At 54.9% G+C, this 17244-nt stretch carries 15 protein-coding genes; 8 read left to right on the top strand and 7 right to left on the bottom strand.

Translation table 11 applies throughout. The features are described from left to right. The first annotated feature begins 105 nt into the window (after positions 1-105). From phoP to L383_RS19265, 3 genes are all read left to right on the top strand, one after another. Positions 106-777 (top strand): two-component system response regulator PhoP, encoded by a 672-nt coding sequence (gene phoP, locus L383_RS19255; protein ID WP_014883420.1) that lies wholly within the window; start codon positions 106-108, stop codon positions 775-777. Continuing rightward, positions 778-2241 carry a two-component system sensor histidine kinase PhoQ gene (gene phoQ, locus L383_RS19260; RefSeq protein WP_014883419.1) on the top strand — a complete coding sequence of 488 codons (1464 nt, stop codon included), beginning with the start codon at positions 778-780 and terminating at the stop codon, positions 2239-2241. 91 nt (positions 2242-2332) lie between these two features. Continuing rightward, positions 2333-3454, top strand: a complete 1122-nt coding sequence (locus L383_RS19265) for a ribosomal protein uL16 3-hydroxylase (RefSeq protein ID WP_023332722.1) — start codon at positions 2333-2335, stop codon at positions 3452-3454. An 89-nt stretch (positions 3455-3543) separates the two neighbouring features. Here the strand turns inward: L383_RS19265 and pepT are convergent, their stop codons facing one another. Continuing rightward, a complete protein-coding gene (gene pepT / locus L383_RS19270) occupies positions 3544-4767 on the bottom strand; it encodes a peptidase T (protein WP_014883416.1) in 1224 nt (407 codons plus the stop codon). Positions 4768-5004: 237 nt separating this feature from the next. Here pepT and potA point away from each other — a divergent pair, with 237 nt between their 5' ends. Genes potA through potD form a run of 4 tightly spaced genes read left to right on the top strand, consistent with a single transcriptional unit; the run spans position 5005 to position 8813 of the window. Then, the gene (gene potA, locus L383_RS19275; protein WP_369796276.1) at positions 5005-6153 is read left to right on the top strand and encodes a spermidine/putrescine ABC transporter ATP-binding protein PotA; all 1149 of its coding nucleotides are present in this window, start codon (positions 5005-5007) and stop codon (positions 6151-6153) included. Beyond that, on the top strand, positions 6137-6994 hold the full coding sequence (gene potB, locus L383_RS19280; protein WP_014883414.1) for a spermidine/putrescine ABC transporter permease PotB: 858 nt from the start codon (positions 6137-6139) through the stop codon (positions 6992-6994). The genes potA and potB overlap by 17 nt, the downstream gene beginning before the upstream one ends. After that, positions 6991-7782 carry a spermidine/putrescine ABC transporter permease PotC gene (gene potC, locus L383_RS19285; RefSeq protein WP_014883413.1) on the top strand — a complete coding sequence of 264 codons (792 nt, stop codon included), beginning with the start codon at positions 6991-6993 and terminating at the stop codon, positions 7780-7782. Before potB ends, potC begins: the two co-directional genes overlap by 4 nt. Further along, positions 7779-8813 (top strand): spermidine/putrescine ABC transporter substrate-binding protein PotD, encoded by a 1035-nt coding sequence (gene potD / locus L383_RS19290; RefSeq protein ID WP_023332720.1) that lies wholly within the window; start codon positions 7779-7781, stop codon positions 8811-8813. Before potC ends, potD begins: the two co-directional genes overlap by 4 nt. A 47-nt stretch (positions 8814-8860) precedes the next feature. Here potD and L383_RS19295 read toward each other — a convergent pair whose 3' ends face one another. Then, positions 8861-10090 (bottom strand): EAL and HDOD domain-containing protein, encoded by a 1230-nt coding sequence (locus L383_RS19295; protein WP_023332719.1) that lies wholly within the window; start codon positions 10088-10090, stop codon positions 8861-8863. A 267-nt stretch (positions 10091-10357) separates the two neighbouring features. On the opposite strand from L383_RS19295, the gene L383_RS19300 reads away from it, so the two are divergent. Further along, on the top strand, positions 10358-12259 hold the full coding sequence (locus L383_RS19300) for a methyl-accepting chemotaxis protein (RefSeq protein ID WP_369796270.1): 1902 nt from the start codon (positions 10358-10360) through the stop codon (positions 12257-12259). Between the two features lie 45 nt (positions 12260-12304). Here L383_RS19300 and cobB read toward each other — a convergent pair whose 3' ends face one another. From cobB to lolC, 5 genes are read right to left on the bottom strand one after another with little or no spacing between them, the layout of a single operon-like run. Beyond that, a complete protein-coding gene (gene cobB / locus L383_RS19305) occupies positions 12305-13126 on the bottom strand; it encodes a Sir2 family NAD+-dependent deacetylase (protein ID WP_014883409.1) in 822 nt (273 codons plus the stop codon). Positions 13127-13140: 14 nt separating this feature from the next. Then, on the bottom strand, positions 13141-14052 hold the full coding sequence (gene nagK / locus L383_RS19310; RefSeq protein ID WP_023332717.1) for an N-acetylglucosamine kinase: 912 nt from the start codon (positions 14050-14052) through the stop codon (positions 13141-13143). A 54-nt stretch (positions 14053-14106) separates the two neighbouring features. Then, a complete protein-coding gene (lolE, locus tag L383_RS19315) occupies positions 14107-15351 on the bottom strand; it encodes a lipoprotein-releasing ABC transporter permease subunit LolE (RefSeq protein ID WP_014883407.1) in 1245 nt (414 codons plus the stop codon). Further along, entirely contained in the window at positions 15351-16052 is a 702-nt protein-coding gene (lolD, locus tag L383_RS19320) for a lipoprotein-releasing ABC transporter ATP-binding protein LolD (protein WP_023332716.1), read from the bottom strand. The genes lolE and lolD overlap by 1 nt, the downstream gene beginning before the upstream one ends. Next, a complete protein-coding gene (gene lolC, locus L383_RS19325) occupies positions 16045-17244 on the bottom strand; it encodes a lipoprotein-releasing ABC transporter permease subunit LolC (RefSeq protein WP_032628855.1) in 1200 nt (399 codons plus the stop codon). The genes lolD and lolC overlap by 8 nt, the downstream gene beginning before the upstream one ends.

The following is a 17244-nucleotide window of genomic DNA, read 5'->3' as shown; positions in this document are numbered from 1 at the left end:
CGCCCGGAAAGGGGGTTGCTTTTCCCCGGTTTACTGAATGTTTATCCCCACGGCAACATAATCAGCGTTAAACTATTCGTACTACATATTCTGGGAGAAAAGATGATGCGCGTACTGGTTGTTGAGGATAACGCATTGCTACGCCACCACCTGAAGGTTCAGCTTCAGGAGATGGGACATCAGGTGGACGATGCTGAAGATGCAAAAGAAGCCGATTATTATCTCAATGAACATCTGCCGGATATCGCCATTGTCGATTTAGGCTTGCCTGATGAAGACGGTCTGTCGTTAATTCGTCGCTGGCGCAGCCATGATGTTTCTCTCCCGGTGCTGGTTCTGACCGCCCGCGAAGGCTGGCAGGACAAAGTTGAAGTGCTCAGCGCCGGTGCGGATGATTACGTCACCAAGCCGTTCCATATTGAAGAAGTGGCTGCGCGAATGCAGGCGCTATTACGCCGTAACAGCGGGCTGGCTTCACAGGTTATCTCCATTCCGCCTTTCCAGGTGGATCTCTCCCGACGCGAGCTTTCGATTAACAATGAAGTGATCAAGCTGACCGCATTCGAATACACCATCATGGAAACGCTGATCCGTAACAGTGGCAAGGTTGTGAGCAAAGACTCCTTAATGCTCCAGCTCTACCCGGACGCGGAGCTGCGCGAGAGCCATACTATTGATGTGCTGATGGGGCGTTTGCGTAAGAAAATTCAGGCGCAGTACCCGCAGGATGTGATCACGACCGTCCGCGGCCAGGGCTACCTGTTTGAATTACGCTAAATGAGACAGATTTTGCGCCATATTCTGCCCCTCTCACTGCGGGTTCGTTTTTTGCTGGCAACGGCCGCAGTGGTGCTGGTGCTGTCGCTCTCCTACGGTATGGTCGCCCTGGTGGGTTACAGCGTCAGCTTCGATAAAACGACTTTTCGACTGTTACGTGGCGAAAGTAATCTGTTTTACACTCTGGCGAAATGGGAAAACAACCGTATCAGCGTTGAAATGCCCGAGAACCTGAATCAACAGAGCCCTACTTTAGCCCTGATTTACAACGAAAAAGGGAAGTTGCTGTGGGCGCAAAGAGATATCCCGTGGCTGGTTAAAAGCATTCGTCCGGAGTGGCTTAAAACCAATGGTTTTCATGAGATAGAAGCCGATCTTAACACCACCAGCTCGCTGATTCGCGAAGATCGCTCTATGCAGCAGAAACTCAATGAAATCCGCGAGGATGATGCCGAAACGGAGATGACGCACTCCGTGGCGATTAATATCTACCCGGCGACGATGAACATGCCGCAGTTGACCATTGTGGTGATCGACACCATTCCTGTCGAGCTCAAGCGCTCCTACAGGGTCTGGAGCTGGTTCGTTTATGTTCTGGCCGCTAACCTGCTGCTGGTAATCCCGCTGCTTTGGGTGGCGGCGTGGTGGAGCTTGCGCCCCATTGAATCCCTGGCGCGAGAGGTGCGCGAGCTTGAGGAACACCATCGCGAAAAACTCAATCCGGAAACCACCCGTGAGCTGACAAGTCTGGTACGTAATCTCAATCGCCTGCTGAAAAGTGAACGTGAACGCTATGATAAGTACCGTACAACTCTGACTGACCTCACTCACAGCCTGAAAACACCGCTGGCCGTGATGCAAAGTACCCTGCGTTCAATGCGCAGTTCAAAGCTGAGCGTTGATGATGCCGAGCCGGTGATGCTGGAGCAGATCAGTCGAATCTCACAGCAAATTGGCTATTACCTGCACCGCGCCAGTATGCGTTCCGGCAGCGCGCTTCTGAGCCGCGAGCTGCACCCGGTGGCACCGCTGCTGGATAATCTTACGTCCGCCCTCAACAAGGTGTACCAGCGTAAAGGGGTCAACATCAGCCTCGATATCTCGCCTGAGATAAGCTTTGTCGGCGAAAAGAATGACTTCATGGAAGTCATGGGCAACCTGCTGGATAACGCCTGTAAATACTGCCTGGAGTTTGTTGAAGTGTCTGCGCGTCAGACGGATAACGAGTTACATATTATCGTTGAAGATGATGGCCCGGGGATCCCGCGCAATAAACGTGATGTGGTGTTCGATCGCGGCCAGCGCGCCGATACGCTGCGCCCCGGCCAGGGGGTGGGGTTAGCCGTCGCACGTGAAATTGTCGACCAGTACGATGGAAAAATTGAAACCAGCGAAAGTTTGCTGGGCGGCGCCAGAATGGAAGTGATTTTTGGTCGCCAGCAGCCCACATCGAACGATAGTTAACCCGTTATGTGAAAAATGCGAGGATCTCGCAGCCGGGGGGCTGAGCTTCCGTTATAATCCGTGTCAGTAAGAACCTGCGGAATAAAAAAATATGGATTATCACTTAACGCTTAACTGGCCCGAGTTTATTGAACGTTACTGGCAAAAACGCCCGGTGGTTCTGAAACGTGGGTTCAGCAACTTTGTCGACCCTATCTCGCCTGACGAACTGGCCGGTCTGGCCATGGAAAACGAAGTCGACAGCCGCCTGGTCAGTCACCAGGACGGGAAATGGCAGGTCAGTCACGGTCCTTTCGAAAGCTATGATCATCTCGGAGAAAACAACTGGTCCCTGCTGGTGCAGGCCGTCAACCACTGGCACGAACCCACTGCCGCGCTAATGCGCCCGTTCCGCGCCCTGCCCGACTGGCGGATGGACGATCTGATGATCTCCTTCTCCGTTCCGGGTGGCGGCGTGGGTCCGCACCTGGACCAGTACGACGTGTTTATTATTCAGGGTACGGGTCGCCGCCGCTGGCGCGTGGGCGAGAAAGTGCCGATGAAACAGCACTGTCCGCATCCGGACCTGCTTCAGGTGGATCCGTTCGAAGGGATTATTGATGAAGAGCTGGAGCCAGGCGATATTCTCTACATTCCGCCTGGGTTCCCGCATGAGGGTTACTCCCTGGAAAACTCGCTCAACTACTCGGTTGGGTTCCGCGCACCGAGCGGTCGCGAGATGATCAGCGGCTTTGCCGACTATGTTCTGCAACGCGAGCTGGGCAGCTATCGCTACAGCGATCCGGATGTGCCTGCGCGCGAACATCCGGCAGATATTCTGCCAGCAGAGCTGGACAAGCTGCGCGGTATGATGCTGGATCTGATCAACGAGCCGGAACATTTCAGACAGTGGTTTGGCGAGTTTATTAGCCAGTCCCGCCACGAGCTGGACGTGGCGCCTCCGGAGCCGCCTTATCAGGCTGACGAGATTTATGATGCCCTTCAGCAGGGCGACAAGCTGGTTCGTCTGGGCGGGTTGCGCGTGCTGCGCATCGGTGAAGAGGTCTTCGTCAATGGCGAGAAGCTGGATTCCCCGCACCGTCCTGCACTGGAAGCGATTGCCAGCCATATGGTTCTGACTGCTGAAACCTTTGGCGATGCGCTGGAAGATCCCTCATTCCTCGCCATGCTGGCCGCGCTGGTTAACTGCGGGTATTGGTTTTTTGAGGACTGAGTCTTGAGATGTGCCGGGTGGCGGCTTCGCCTTACCCGGCCTACTTTTCGATCTTAGGCCCGGTAAGCGCAGCGCCACCGGGCAATGTCTCACCGCTTCGCGGTTAACTCCGCTATGCGCACAATCACCTTCACCGCTTTTTCCATTCCTTCCAGCGTCACAAACTCATGCTTGCCGTGGTAGTTGTAGCCACCGGTAAACAGGTTCGGGCACGGCAATCCCATAAATGACAGCTGCGAACCGTCGGTACCGCCACGAATCGGTTTTAAGATCGGTTCAATATCGCAGTCGCGCATTGCCTGCCGGGCGATATCAATTATGTGCGGATGCGCCATCACCTTCTCACGCATATTGTAATAGCTGTCTTCGATGATGAGTTCAATGTAGCAGTCAGGATGCAGCCCTTTGCCTACCTTTTTGGCGATCTCCATCATCTTACGCTTGCGCGCTTCAAAGGCTTTACGGTCAAAATCGCGCACGATGTAGTGCATCTGGGCGCTATCCACGGTGCCCTTAATGCTGGTCAGGTGATAGAAACCTTCATACCCGTCTGTCATCTCCGGGCTCTCTTGCGCGGGGACTTCAGCATGAATACGCGACGCCAGCGACAGCGCATTCACCATCACCCCTTTGGCTGAGCCGGGGTGAACGTTGTTCCCGACAATTTTAATGGTGACCGAAGCGGCGTTAAAGTTTTCATACTCCAGCTCGCCCACGCCACCGCCATCGACGGTGTAGGCCCACTGCGCGTTAAAAGCCTCCACATCGAAATGTTTCGCGCCTTTCCCCACCTCTTCGTCCGGCGTGAAAGCAACCCGGATATCCCCGTGCGGAATGTTTTTGCCTTTCAGCACCGCCAGCGCCGTCATGATCTCCGCGATCCCCGCCTTATCATCCGCGCCCAGCAGCGTTTTCCCGTCGGTGGTGATGAGCGTCTGACCGAGCAGCTGGTGCAGGACCGGGAACATCACGGGAGAGAGCACTTCGTCGCCAATGCCCAGCGCAATATCACCGCCGCGGTAGTTTTCAACAATCTGCGGGTTCACATGTTTACCGCTAAAATCCGGAGAGGTGTCGACATGGGAGATAAAGCCAATCGCCGGGATATCACCCGGGACATTCGCCGGCAGCGTCCCCATCACAGTGCCCTTTTCGCTTAACGTGACGTTAACCAGCCCCATGGCGTCGAGCTGCTCTTTAAGCAGGTTTAATAACTTCCACTGGCCTTCGGTGCTTGGCACCTGGCGGACACCCGGTTTAGATTGGGTATCCAGCGAAACGTACTGTAAAAAACGTTCAAGTAATTTATCCATGCAGTCACCCTCACTTTTTGTGACAACATTATCAATAAGCATCAAAACGCAAATATTGCGTCAGGTCACTTTTATCCCGCAAACGAGAATATTTTCCGTTTATATCGTTCTGCGTTAGTAAATGTAGCTTATGAATCAGTGACAAGGATTGGCGATTCCCGAGGTTTGCCGTAGAATGTCCGCCCTCATTACGAGTCACCAAGGTGGTTACACACAAACCCCGCTTCGGCCTGCTGCCTGAGGCGTCTATATGGGACAGTGCAAAAATTGAATACACAACCCCGTTCTCGTTCACCGCTGGTGCAACTTGAACGAATTCGTAAAAGTTTTGATGGCAAAGAGGTCATTTCCGACCTCAATTTGACCATCAATGACGGCGAGTTTCTTACGCTACTTGGCCCCTCCGGCTGCGGCAAGACAACCGTACTGCGCCTTATCGCCGGGCTGGAAAGCGTCGATAATGGCCACATCCATCTTGAGAACCAGGACATAACCCAGGTTCCTGCCGAAGATCGCCACGTCAATACCGTCTTTCAGAGCTATGCCCTGTTCCCGCACATGACCGTGTTTGAGAACGTGGCGTTTGGCCTGCGGATGCAAAAAACGCCGGCCAGCGAGATCCCCCCGCGCGTCACGGAAGCCCTGCGGATGGTGCAGCTGGACGAGTTTGCTCAGCGAAAACCCCACCAGCTCTCCGGCGGTCAGCAGCAGCGCGTGGCCATTGCCCGTGCCGTGGTCAATAAACCGCGCCTGCTTCTGTTAGATGAGTCGCTTTCCGCGCTGGACTACAAACTGCGCAAGCAGATGCAGAACGAGCTGAAGGCGCTACAGCGTAAGCTTGGCATCACCTTTGTCTTCGTCACCCACGACCAGGAAGAGGCGCTGACCATGTCAGACCGTATTGTGGTGATGCGCGATGGCAAAATAGAGCAGGACGGCACGCCGCGTGAAATTTACGAAGAGCCGAAAAACCTGTTTGTTGCCAGCTTCATTGGCGAAATCAATATCTTTAATGCCACGGTGATTGAACGTCTGGACGATCGGCGCGTGCGCGCGAACGTGGAAGGACGTGAATGCAATATCACCGTGAACTTCGCCGTCGAGAAGGGACAAAAACTCAACGTCCTGCTGCGTCCTGAAGATCTGCGTGTCGATGAAATTCACGGTAATACCGAAGCCGAAGGGCTTATCGGCTATATCCGCGAGCGCAATTACAAAGGGATGACGCTGGAGTCCGTCGTCGAACTGGAAAATGGCAAAATGCTAATGGTCAGCGAATTCTTTAACGAGGACGATCCTGACTTCGACCACTCTCTCGACCAGAAAATGGTTATCAACTGGGTAGAAAGCTGGGAGGTTGTACTGGCTGATGAAGAACACAAGTAAATTCCAGAAGGTGGTGATTACCACTATCGTCGGTTGGCTTGTGTTATTTGTCTTTTTACCCAACCTGATGATCATCGCCACCAGCTTTCTGACCCGCGACGATGCCCACTTCGTTAAGCTGGTCTTTACGCTGGACAACTACGCGCGCCTGCTAGACCCGCTCTATTTTGACGTGCTTCTGCACTCGCTGAATATGGCGCTGATTGCTACCGTAGCCTGCCTGCTACTGGGGTATCCTTTCGCATGGTTCCTGGCCGGGCTGCCACAAAAGGTGCGCCCGCTTTTGCTGTTTCTGTTGATCGTGCCGTTCTGGACCAACTCGCTGATTCGCATCTACGGGTTAAAAATCTTCCTGAGCACCAAAGGCTACCTCAACGCGTTTCTGCTGTGGCTGGGGGTAATTGATACCCCTGTACGCATCATGTTTACTCCGGGTGCGGTGATTATTGGCCTTGTCTATATTCTGCTGCCGTTTATGGTGATGCCGCTCTACTCCAGCATCGAGAAGCTCGATAAACCGCTGCTGGAAGCGGCAAAAGATCTGGGTGCTAACAAGCTGCAAACCTTTATCCGCATTATCATTCCACTGACCATGCCCGGCATTATCGCCGGTTGTCTGCTGGTGATGCTCCCGGCAATGGGGCTGTTCTACGTGTCAGATCTCATGGGCGGGGCAAAAAACCTGCTGATTGGTAACGTGATCAAGAGCCAGTTCCTGAACATCCGCGACTGGCCGTTCGGATCCGCGACCAGCATTACGCTGACGGTGGTAATGGGGCTGATGCTGCTGGTCTACTGGCGCGCCTCACGGTTGCTGAATAAAAAGGTGGAACTCGAATGATCGGTCGACTGCTTCGCGGCGGTTTTATGACCGCCATTTACGCTTACCTTTATATTCCGATTATCATTTTGATCGTGAATTCGTTTAACAGTTCACGCTTCGGCATCAACTGGCAGGGCTTTACCACCAACTGGTACAGCCTGCTGATGAATAATGACAGTCTGCTGCAGGCCGCTCAGCACTCGCTGACGATGGCGATTTTCTCCGCCACCTTCGCCACGCTGATCGGTTCCCTCACCGCGGTGGCATTGTACCGCTATCGCTTTCGCGGTAAGCCGTTCGTCAGCGGCATGCTGTTTGTGGTAATGATGTCGCCGGATATCGTGATGGCGATTTCGCTGCTGGTGCTGTTTATGCTGCTGGGCATTCAGCTTGGCTTCTGGTCGCTGCTGTTTTCCCACATCACCTTCTGCCTGCCGTTTGTGGTGGTCACCGTCTTTGCACGTCTGAAAGGGTTTGACGTGCGTATGCTTGAGGCGGCGAAAGATCTGGGGGCCAGCGAGATGACCATCCTGCGCAAAATCATTCTGCCGCTGGCGATGCCCGCGGTAGCCGCAGGATGGCTACTCAGCTTTACGCTGTCGATGGATGACGTGGTTGTTTCTTCGTTCGTGACCGGGCCGAGTTACGAAATCCTGCCACTGAAGATCTATTCGATGGTCAAAGTCGGCGTCTCACCTGAAGTGAACGCGCTGGCGACCATTCTGTTGGTGTTTTCGCTGGTTCTGGTGATTGCCAGCCAGATTATTGCTCGTGATAAAACAAAATCTCAGGGGACAATGAAATGAAAAAAATGCTCGCCGCTGCGGCACTGGTACTTGGCATGGGTGCCGCGCACGCTGATGACGGTAAAACGCTCTACTTCTATAACTGGACCGAGTATGTGCCACCGGGCCTGCTGGAACAGTTTACGAAAGAGACGGGCATCAAGGTCATCTACTCGACCTACGAGTCGAATGAAACCATGTATGCCAAGCTCAAAACCTACAAGGACGGCGCATATGATCTGGTGGTGCCGTCTACCTACTTTGTCGACAAAATGCGCAAAGAGGGCATGATTCAGAAGATCGATAAAACGAAGCTCACTCACTTCAACAATCTCGATCCGGAGATGCTCAACAAGCCGTTTGACCCGAATAACGACTACTCCATTCCTTACATCTGGGGCGCAACCGCAATTGGTGTCAACAGCGAGGCTATCGATCCGAAAACCGTTACAAGCTGGGCCGATCTGTGGAAACCGGAATACAAAGGCAGCCTGCTGTTAACCGACGACGCGCGCGAAGTGTTCCAGGTAGCGCTGCGTAAGCTCGGCTACTCCGGCAATACGACGGACACAAAAGAGATTGAAGCGGCCTATAACGAGCTGAAAAAGCTGATGCCTAACGTGGCGGCATTTAACTCTGATAACCCGGCAAACCCGTATATGGAAGGCGAAGTGAATCTGGGCATGGTGTGGAACGGCTCCGCGTATGTTGCCCGTCAGGCCGGTACGCCGCTGGAGGTAGTGTGGCCGAAAGAAGGCGGGATCTTCTGGATGGATAGCCTCGCGATCCCTGCCAATGCCAAAAACGTGGAGGGTGCGCTGAAGCTGATTAACTTCCTGCTGCGCCCGGACGTGGCGAAGCAGGTTGCCGAAACGATTGGCTACCCGACACCGAACCTCGCGGCACGCAAGCTGCTGAAGCCTGAAGTGGCTAACGATAAGTCACTCTATCCGGATGCCGACACCATCAGTAAAGGGGAATGGCAGAACGACGTTGGTGACGCCAGCCGCCTCTACGAAGAGTATTACCAGAAACTAAAAGCGGGCCGATAAACGGCATCGCGCTATTCCTCACGCCGTGCGAACGGCGTGAGGAAGCATTAACTGGCCGCATTCTCGCCAGCCCAAATCGTCGCCCTTCTCATCGCCTCGACCACATCATCATCCGACAGCCCCAGTGCGTGACTCAGTCTTGTCGCCTCCTCCCACTGCTGCTGCTCGTAGTAACGACAGAGTGCGATCATATCAGCTAGCTGCCCCTCATGATGGCATAGTGCGTTGCTCACGCTCTGCGGTACCGCAATCTGCTTCATCAACTCGGTCATCGGCAGTTCAAGGAGAGTATCCAGCAGCGAGAACAGGCCGCACAGAAAGGCATTTTCAGCCAGCGTCGGTTCGTTTATCGCCTCTGCGATCAATTCGCAGAATTTCCCACGCATCATGCTCAACGGATAAAGCTCGCTGACGGTGTCATTGTCCGCACTCGCCAGGACCACAACGGCAACGAACCGTCTCAGCTGATTCTCCCCAAGATAGCGGAGTACCTCACTCAGGGTTAACTTGCTGAAATTACAGGCACCAACATGTTTAAATGCCGTGTGCTTCATGTAGCGCATAATTTTCCAGGAGAGGGTGAGATCACTTTTTATCAGCGACTCGATAATGCGATAATCAGGTTTATTACGTCCGATTTCCATTTGCAGGCGGAAAATCGCAAGCTGATTTTGCGATAAGCGTTTATATTTAATCATCTCCGGACGGCAGAAAAAATAACCCTGAAACAGAGAAAATCCTTCATCTCTGAATCGAATAAATTCCTCTTTAGTCTCAATTTTTTCAGCGAGATATTTTATATGTGCGGTCTCGTTCTTACGCGATGCCAGATACTGTTTAATTTGCGCTAAGGTATAATTTCTGACATCGAATTTCAGAACCGAAATATAAGGTAAAAACGCATCCCATTCCGGAGCGAGGGTGAAATCATCGAGCGCGAAGTGGTAGCCGTGCGCATTCATCTCTCTGACGGCCTGCAACAGCTCAGCCCCCGGAACCGCATCTTCCAGTATCTCAATGACCACGCTCTCTTTATCGAGCGCTTCTCCGCTCCGGTCGATGACCATCCGGGAGGGAAAATTAATAAACGACGTGTGGTCCCCGGCGATCCGTTGCGCGGGTACACATAAAAACTGATCTGATATCATTCTGGATGTCGCATATTCCGCCGAGACATCCGGAAAACGGTTTGTCATTCCCTCTCTGAAGAGCAGTTCATAGGCGACCGTCTTCATCTCCGGGTTAAAAATGGGTTGTCTGGCGATAAATCCGTACATATCCCATCCTCCTCTACCACTTAATATTTATTAGCATCCTCTTTCTACACGACGATAACGAGCATTATCGAGCACTATTTTGATTGAATGCACAAAATAAAAGCATCCACACTAATTAACAGGGTTTATATTCTCAGAATTTAAATTAAATACTCCCGGTACTCTACAGAAAGAGAGTGATATATCCGATAAGTAATATGTGCCTGACCGACACGCACACGATTACGGGAGATAAGAATGCAAAACGCCAAGGTCCGAAGATCAAAAATGAGCGTCAAAACGTTAATGCTATTGTCCATTTTTCTCACCGTGACGGTGGGCTTTACCGCCACGATTGGTTTTATGATGTGGCAGTGGATGGCGCAGCAGGACAGTCTGGCCAAAAAACATATCCGCCAGATTGCTGAGGTGCAGTCTTTGCAGGTCAGTAAGGAGATGGATTCCGCGCTGGCTGCCGCCAGGGATATGGGCAACAGTGCCCTGGCGCTGCGGGATGCGGGCATCTCCGATCGCCAAAGTCTCAACCAACTGCTGATCCATTATCTTGCGGCCCACCCGCAGTTTCTCTCCATGTCGATGGCTTTTGAGCCCAACGCGTTTGACCATCAGGATGCCGCCTTTGCCGGACAGAGCGGAGAGGATCCTGCCGGACGCTATGCCCGCTATGTCGACCGCGATGCCTCTGGCAAACCCGCACTGCACCTGCTGACGGACCTGGAAACACCCGGCAGCGGCGATTATTACCTGCTGCCGAAGCAACGGCAAAAAGAGGTGATCATCGAACCCTATATCTACCCCTACAATGGCGTAGACGTCATGCTTACCTCCATTGCCGCCCCCATTATGGCTGACGGCAAGTTTCTGGGATCGGTCACCTCTGACTTTTCACTCGCCACGCTGCAAGCCATGACTGGGGCAATAAAGCCGTGGAACGGGACTGGCTATGCCCTGCTCCTCTCAGCGGAAAATAAAGTGGTATTCAGCCCGGACAAACTGGCCACCGGAAAACCTTACGCGGGAAAGATAACGGGCCATGATGTCATCCGGGAAAACGATCCACTGCTGAAGGAGGAGGCATTTATTATCTGGCAGGATATTGCAATTGGTAACAGCCAGACGCCGTGGAAGCTGGCCATCGTCACTCCGGTCAGTGAGGTGATGGCCGAGGCGCGTGCATTTTTGCTGAAAGCCATTGTCCTTATGGTGCTCAGTATCGTAGTGGTGAGCCTGGTCATGGCGCAAATCTTTACGCGTAAAGTTGACCGACCGGTGGGTGGCGAACCTTCTGACGCCGCCGGAATTGCCCTGGCCGTCGCCCGCGGGGAGCTGAACAATACAATTCCGGTGCGCGCGGGAGATACTCGCAGTATTTTTTACGCCCTGCACACCATGCAGATGCAGCTCAAACGCATCGTCGACAACATCAGCGATGCCAGCCATTCCGTGCGGGGTGGCACCAGCGAGATTTCGGCAGGTAACCTTGACCTTGCCTCGCGAACCGAGGAGCAGGCAGCAGCGATTGTGGAAACCGCGGCCAGCATGGAAGAGATTTCGGCCACGGTGAAGAATAATGCCGACAATGCGCACAAAGCGACCACGCTGACCGACCGCGCCGCCAGCCTCGCCGGACATGGCGAAACGCTGGTGAACGACGTTGTCACGGTGATCGGCGAGATTGATGACAGCGCGCGTAAGATCGGTGAGATCAACAGCATTGTCGATGGCATTGCCTTCCAGACCAATATCCTGGCGCTAAACGCTGCCGTAGAAGCCGCACGGGCGGGTGAGCAGGGACGCGGTTTTGCGGTGGTGGCCGGTGAAGTCCGTAACCTGGCCCAGCGGAGCGCTAACGCAGCAAAAGAGATTTCTCAGCTCATTGCCGAATCGTCTGGCCGCGTCAACAAAGGCGTTGAGCTGGTCAATGAAACCGGCGTGATGATGAAACAGGTTATCGAGGCAGTGTCGCATGTGCATCTGGTGATCAACGATATCGTTCAGGCGCTGGACGAGCAAAATCGGGGGATTAGCCAGGTAAGCACCGCCGTGAATCAGATGGACAGCACAACCCAGCAGAACGCCTCTCTGGTGCAGCAGATCTCAGCCGCGGCGCTCTCACTGGACGAGCAGGCTAAATCGCTGGAGAAGACGCTGGCGTTCTTTCATTCGTAAATCGTCAGGCACCCGCAGGACGGGTGCCTTTTTACACCATTGCCGCTACAGCCCTTTCAGCAGCTTGTCGACAAATTCCGGGACGACCGCGCTTGCCAGACCGTAGTGTTTCTCTTCAAACTCGCTGCCCACCTGGCTTGGCTCCAGATTGAGCTCAACCGTATGGGCGCCGTGCAGTCGCGCTTCGTGAACAAACCCCGCCGCCGGGTAAACATGGCCGGATGTACCAATGGCGATAAACACGTCCGCCATCGCCAGCGCGCTGTAGATATCATCCATCCCCAGGGGCATCTCGCCGAACCACACCACGTGCGGGCGCAGGCGTGCGGGGAACTGACAGCAGTGACATTTGTCTTCTGGCAGCACGTCCTCTTTCCAGTCCAGCACCTGGCCGCTCCAGGCACAGCGAACTTTGAGCAACTCACCGTGCATGTGGATGATGTTTTTGTTACCGGCTCGCTCATGCAGGTTGTCGATATTCTGCGTCACCAGCAGGAAACGATCCCCCAGCGCCTCTTCCAGCTTCGCCAGCGCCAGATGCGCCGGATTGGGCGCAATCTCAGGCTGCTGCAGCTGGCGACGGCGGGCGTTGTAAAACGCCTGCACGAGATCCGGATCGCGGGCAAAACCTTCCGGCGTGGCGACATCCTCCACGCGGTGTTCTTCCCACAGTCCGTCCGCCGCGCGGAAGGTTCGAATTCCTGACTCAGCGGAGATCCCCGCCCCGGTCAGCACCACCACTCTGGGTTTATCCATCGCTTCTGGCATCATTCTGTCTCTGAAAAAGATCCGCTGACGCAAGCGCTCACGTAAGCGGCGTTTGTTTTTGCGAAAACGGCTGAGTCGACCCTGGCGACGCGACAGCATAGAAACCTCGTAAACTAATCGGTGAGATGAAGGAATGCGGCTCCGCGCATGCCTCCTGCGTCCCCGTGTCGCGCACGTTCAATACGCGGCACGCGTGCAACCGGCAATAAATGTCGGGGCAAACGCCCGGACAACTGTTCCGTAATCGCAGTGAAGTTTGACAACCCTCCCCCAATCACCAGCAGATCCGGGTCGACGATAGTGAGAATATTTCCCAGACATACCGCCAGCAGATCCAGATAGCGCTCAACGTGCTCTCGCGCCTGCGCATCCCCTTGCTCCCACAAGGTAATGATTTGAGGGGCCTCAAGTTTCTGATGATAGAAGTGTTCGTAAAGCCATGCAAACCCGCGGCCGGAGAGGTAGTTCTCAATACAGCCGTGCTGGCCGCAGCCGCAGCGGGTCAGCGGAAACTCACGCCCGACAACGTCCAGGGCATCCACCGGCAAGCGGATATGGCCGAACTCACCGGTGATATAGCTACGCCCGGTGATGGGCTTACCGTTGATCACTATCCCTCCGCCGACGCCCGTGCCGAGGATCAGTCCCATGACCAATGGATACTGACGGAATTCATCATCCCAGGCTTCAGAGAGCGCAAAACAGTTGGCATCGTTATCTAAACGCACGTCGCGTTCAAGGCGGGCAGAGAGATCGGCGCGCAGCGCTTTGCCGCTGGCAGCAGGTACGTTGGCGGCATACAGCGTGCCGTCGTCGGTTTCGGGCATGCCCGGAATACCAATGCCGACGCTGCCTTTGACGCCAAAGCGTTCATCTGCTTGCGCCACCAGCGCGGCAATGGCGGTTAAAAATTCGTCGTAGCTCTCGCGCGGCGTGGGAACGCGCGTTTCCCACTGCAGCCTGAGGTCTTTATCAAATACGCCGAGCGCAATCTTAGTGCCGCCAATATCAAATCCATAATACATAGTGCATTCCTCTTTTTGACCTGGCGGCCCAAAAGCCGCTAGATCATGACGTAATTACTGGCCACTTAATACCCTCGCCGGATCAATTCGGCTTGCGCGACGCGCCGGATACCAGCTTGCCAGCAGACTCAGTAAAAGTGCTGTAACCAGCACATAAAAAACGTCCAGCCAGTGCAATTCAGACGGCAGGAAGTCAATAAAATAGATATCACCCGACAGGAACTGGTGACCAATAAGCTTTTCAATGCCGTTGATAATTGGCGTCAACTGCAGGGAAACCACCACGCCAATCACCACGCCACACAGGCTGCCGAACAATCCTGCCAGCAAACCGTACCAGACGAAGATGGCGCGAATAAGACCGTCTTTCGCCCCAAGCGTTCTCAGCACGGCAATGTCACCGCTCTTGTCCTTGACTGCCATCACCAGCGTCGAGACGATATTAAAGCACGCGACGCCAATCACCAGCACCATCGCCAGATACATAATCGCGCGGATCATCTGGATATCACGGTACATATACCCGTAAGTGCCGATCCAGCTTTTGATGTAAACATAGTTATTGGTCACGCTGCCCGCGTCGCGTACCAGTTTGTTGGCATTAAAGACGTCGTTCACCTTAATGGCAATGCCCGTCACACTGTCGCCCATGTCGAGATACTGCCGCGCATCTTCCATCGGCACCATCGCAAAGCTATGGTCAAGCTGACCGCTCAGCTGAAGAATACCGGTGACGTGCAGGCGCACGCGTTTCGGCTGCTGCAATTTGTGATCGGCGCTGGCGTTCGGGATCATGATCGACACCCAGTCGCCCTGCTTCACCTTCAGGGCATCTGCAACGCCTTTGCCCATGATGATCTGCTGCTCGCCGGCCTTAAAGTTTGCCCACGCGCCGTTCTGCACATATTTCGGCAACGCGCTCAGGCGTTCTTCCTGGGCGGGGTTCACCCCTTTCACCTGGATGGCACGCAGGTTTACCCCGCTCTCCACCAGCCCGGTAAAGTTGATATAGGGCGCGGCAGCAGCGATGCCCGGGACTTTCTCTACTTTGTTGAGCGCATCGCTCCAGTGGGTCCAGGGCTGGTTAACCGGCTCGATTTCCCCGTGCGGTACCACCGCCAGAATGCGGTTATTCAGTTCGCGCTCGAAGCCGTTCATGGCGCTCAGGCCGACAATCAACACCGCCACGCCCAGCGCAATTCCGATGGTCGAGATGACGGAGATGAGCGACACCATGCCGCCGCGACGGCGACCGCGGCTAAAGCGTAACCCGATGAGTAACGATAACGGTGAAGCCATTACTCCGCTCCCATCAGGGTCAGTTCTGCATTCAGATGACCGTCACGCATTTCAAGCTGGCGCCCCATGCGTTTTGCCAGCTGCAGATCGTGGGTGACCACCAGAAACGCGGTGCCCTGCGAGGCGTTAAGTTCACCCAAAAGCTGGAAAATACTGTCCGCATTACGCGCATCCAGGTTACCGGTCGGTTCATCCGCCAGCACCAGACGCGGGTTGTTGACCAACGCACGGGCAATGGCCACGCGCTGACGTTCGCCGCCGGAAAGCTCCGACGGACGGTGATTGCCACGGTGACCCAGCCCTACTGCGTTCAGCATGTCGCTGGCGCGGGCGTTAATTTCTGCCGGTTTCTTTTTGCCAATCAGCAACGGCATCGCCACGTTTTCCAGCGCCGTGAAATCCGGCAGCAGGTGGTGGAACTGGTAGATAAAGCCCAGCTCGCGATTACGCAGCTCGGCCTTCGCCGCTGAGGACATTTTGCTCATCGGCTGGCCGGAAAAAATCACGTCGCCGCTGGTTGGGGTATCCAGCCCGCCCAGCAGGTGCAGCAGCGTACTTTTGCCCGAGCCGGAGCTGCCGACAATCGCCATCATCTCGCCTTCGCCCACGCTGAAGCTCACATTGTGCAGCACGTCGGTCTGCACAGCGCCTTCCTGATAGCGTTTGGACAGGTTGTCGCATTGCAACAGGATCTTATTCATAACGTAAAGCCTCAGCGGGTTGAGTGGCGGCAGCGCGCCAGGAAGGATAAAGCGTCGAAAGCAGCGCAATGGCCATCGCGGCCAGCGCAATACCGATAACCTGCAGCGGCTCGATAGCCACCGGCAGCGCCGCGCCATCAAGCAGCGCGCCGATGATCGGCATTAAATTATTAAGCTGGCTGGCAAGCAGAGCGCCGAGCCCCGCCCCCAGCAGCGCGCCGATAATGCCGGCGCTGGCACCCTGCACCATAAAGACCGCCATGATCTGGCGCGGCGTGAGCCCCTGGGTTTGCAGGATGGCGACCTCGCCTTGCTTTTCCATCACCATCAGACCCAGCGAGGTGATGATGTTAAAAGCGGCCACGGCCACAATCAGGCTCAACAGCAGCCCCATCATGTTTTTTTCCATACGCACGGCCTGGAACAGTTCGCCTTTACGTTCGCGCCAGTCCTGCCATTTGGTGCCGTCCGGCAGTTTTTGCTGGCTGAGGGTATCAACCTTCAGCGGCGCGTCGAGCCACAGGCGCCAGCCCGTGATGTTCCCTGCCGGGTAACGCATCAGGCGTGAAGCATCCTGAATGTTAACCAGCATCTGATAACCATCGACTTCGCTGTTGGCGGCAAAAGTACCAATTACGTTAAACAGGCGCTGGCTTGGCAGGCGCCCCATCGGCGTAAACTGACTGGCAGAGGGCACCATCACACGCAGCTGGTCGCCACGGTTGACGCCAAGCTGGCCGGCAAGCTGCTCACCCAGAATAACGTTGTATTTTCCGGCGGCCAGATCGGTCTGCTTCACGTTAACCAGGTACGGCGTCAGCGGATCGGTTTGTGCAGGGTCAATACCCAGCATGACGCCGACCGCCACGCTGCGGGCGCTTTGCAGCACCACGTCGCCGGTTGTTAACGGCGCAACGCGCGTGACCCCCTGTAACTTCGCCGCACTTTCCGGCAGCTGTTGCGGGTTCAGCGAACCGTTGGTGGAGGAGAGAACGGCCTGCGGCATCAGCCCCAGGATGTTGTTTTGCAGCTCGCGCTCGAAGCCATTCATGACGGAAAGGACCGTCACCAGTGCCATCACGCCGAGCGTAATGCCAATAGTCGAAAGCCAGGAGACAAAGCGACCGAAGCGGTCCGCGGCGCGCCCACGCATGTAACGTAAGCCTATGAAGAGTGCGACAGGTTGATACAT

Origin of the sequence: Enterobacter sp. MGH 37 (assembly GCF_000534515.1) — a bacterium.
Lineage (GTDB): Bacteria > Pseudomonadota > Gammaproteobacteria > Enterobacterales > Enterobacteriaceae > Enterobacter > Enterobacter kobei.
This window is presented reverse-complemented; position numbering and strand designations above follow the sequence as displayed.

What these genes read in the sequence shown, in the direction of transcription:
- phoQ (WP_014883419.1), top strand. Translation starts at nt 778, where the DNA reads ATGAGACAGATTTTGCGCCATATTCTGCCCCTCTCACTGCGGGTTCGT.
- potC (WP_014883413.1), top strand. Translation starts at nt 6,991, where the DNA reads ATGATCGGTCGACTGCTTCGCGGCGGTTTTATGACCGCCATTTACGCT.
- cobB (WP_014883409.1), bottom strand. Translation starts at nt 13,126, where the DNA reads ATGCTGTCGCGTCGCCAGGGTCGACTCAGCCGTTTTCGCAAAAACAAA.
- phoP (WP_014883420.1), top strand. Translation starts at nt 106, where the DNA reads ATGCGCGTACTGGTTGTTGAGGATAACGCATTGCTACGCCACCACCTG.
- pepT (WP_014883416.1), bottom strand. Translation starts at nt 4,767, where the DNA reads ATGGATAAATTACTTGAACGTTTTTTACAGTACGTTTCGCTGGATACC.
- lolD (WP_023332716.1), bottom strand. Translation starts at nt 16,052, where the DNA reads ATGAATAAGATCCTGTTGCAATGCGACAACCTGTCCAAACGCTATCAG.
- lolC (WP_032628855.1), bottom strand. Translation starts at nt 17,244, where the DNA reads ATGTATCAACCTGTCGCACTCTTCATAGGCTTACGTTACATGCGTGGG.
- L383_RS19265 (WP_023332722.1), top strand. Translation starts at nt 2,333, where the DNA reads ATGGATTATCACTTAACGCTTAACTGGCCCGAGTTTATTGAACGTTAC.
- L383_RS19295 (WP_023332719.1), bottom strand. Translation starts at nt 10,090, where the DNA reads ATGTACGGATTTATCGCCAGACAACCCATTTTTAACCCGGAGATGAAG.
- nagK (WP_023332717.1), bottom strand. Translation starts at nt 14,052, where the DNA reads ATGTATTATGGATTTGATATTGGCGGCACTAAGATTGCGCTCGGCGTA.
- lolE (WP_014883407.1), bottom strand. Translation starts at nt 15,351, where the DNA reads ATGGCTTCACCGTTATCGTTACTCATCGGGTTACGCTTTAGCCGCGGT.
- L383_RS19300 (WP_369796270.1), top strand. Translation starts at nt 10,358, where the DNA reads ATGAGCGTCAAAACGTTAATGCTATTGTCCATTTTTCTCACCGTGACG.
- potD (WP_023332720.1), top strand. Translation starts at nt 7,779, where the DNA reads ATGAAAAAAATGCTCGCCGCTGCGGCACTGGTACTTGGCATGGGTGCC.
- potB (WP_014883414.1), top strand. Translation starts at nt 6,137, where the DNA reads ATGAAGAACACAAGTAAATTCCAGAAGGTGGTGATTACCACTATCGTC.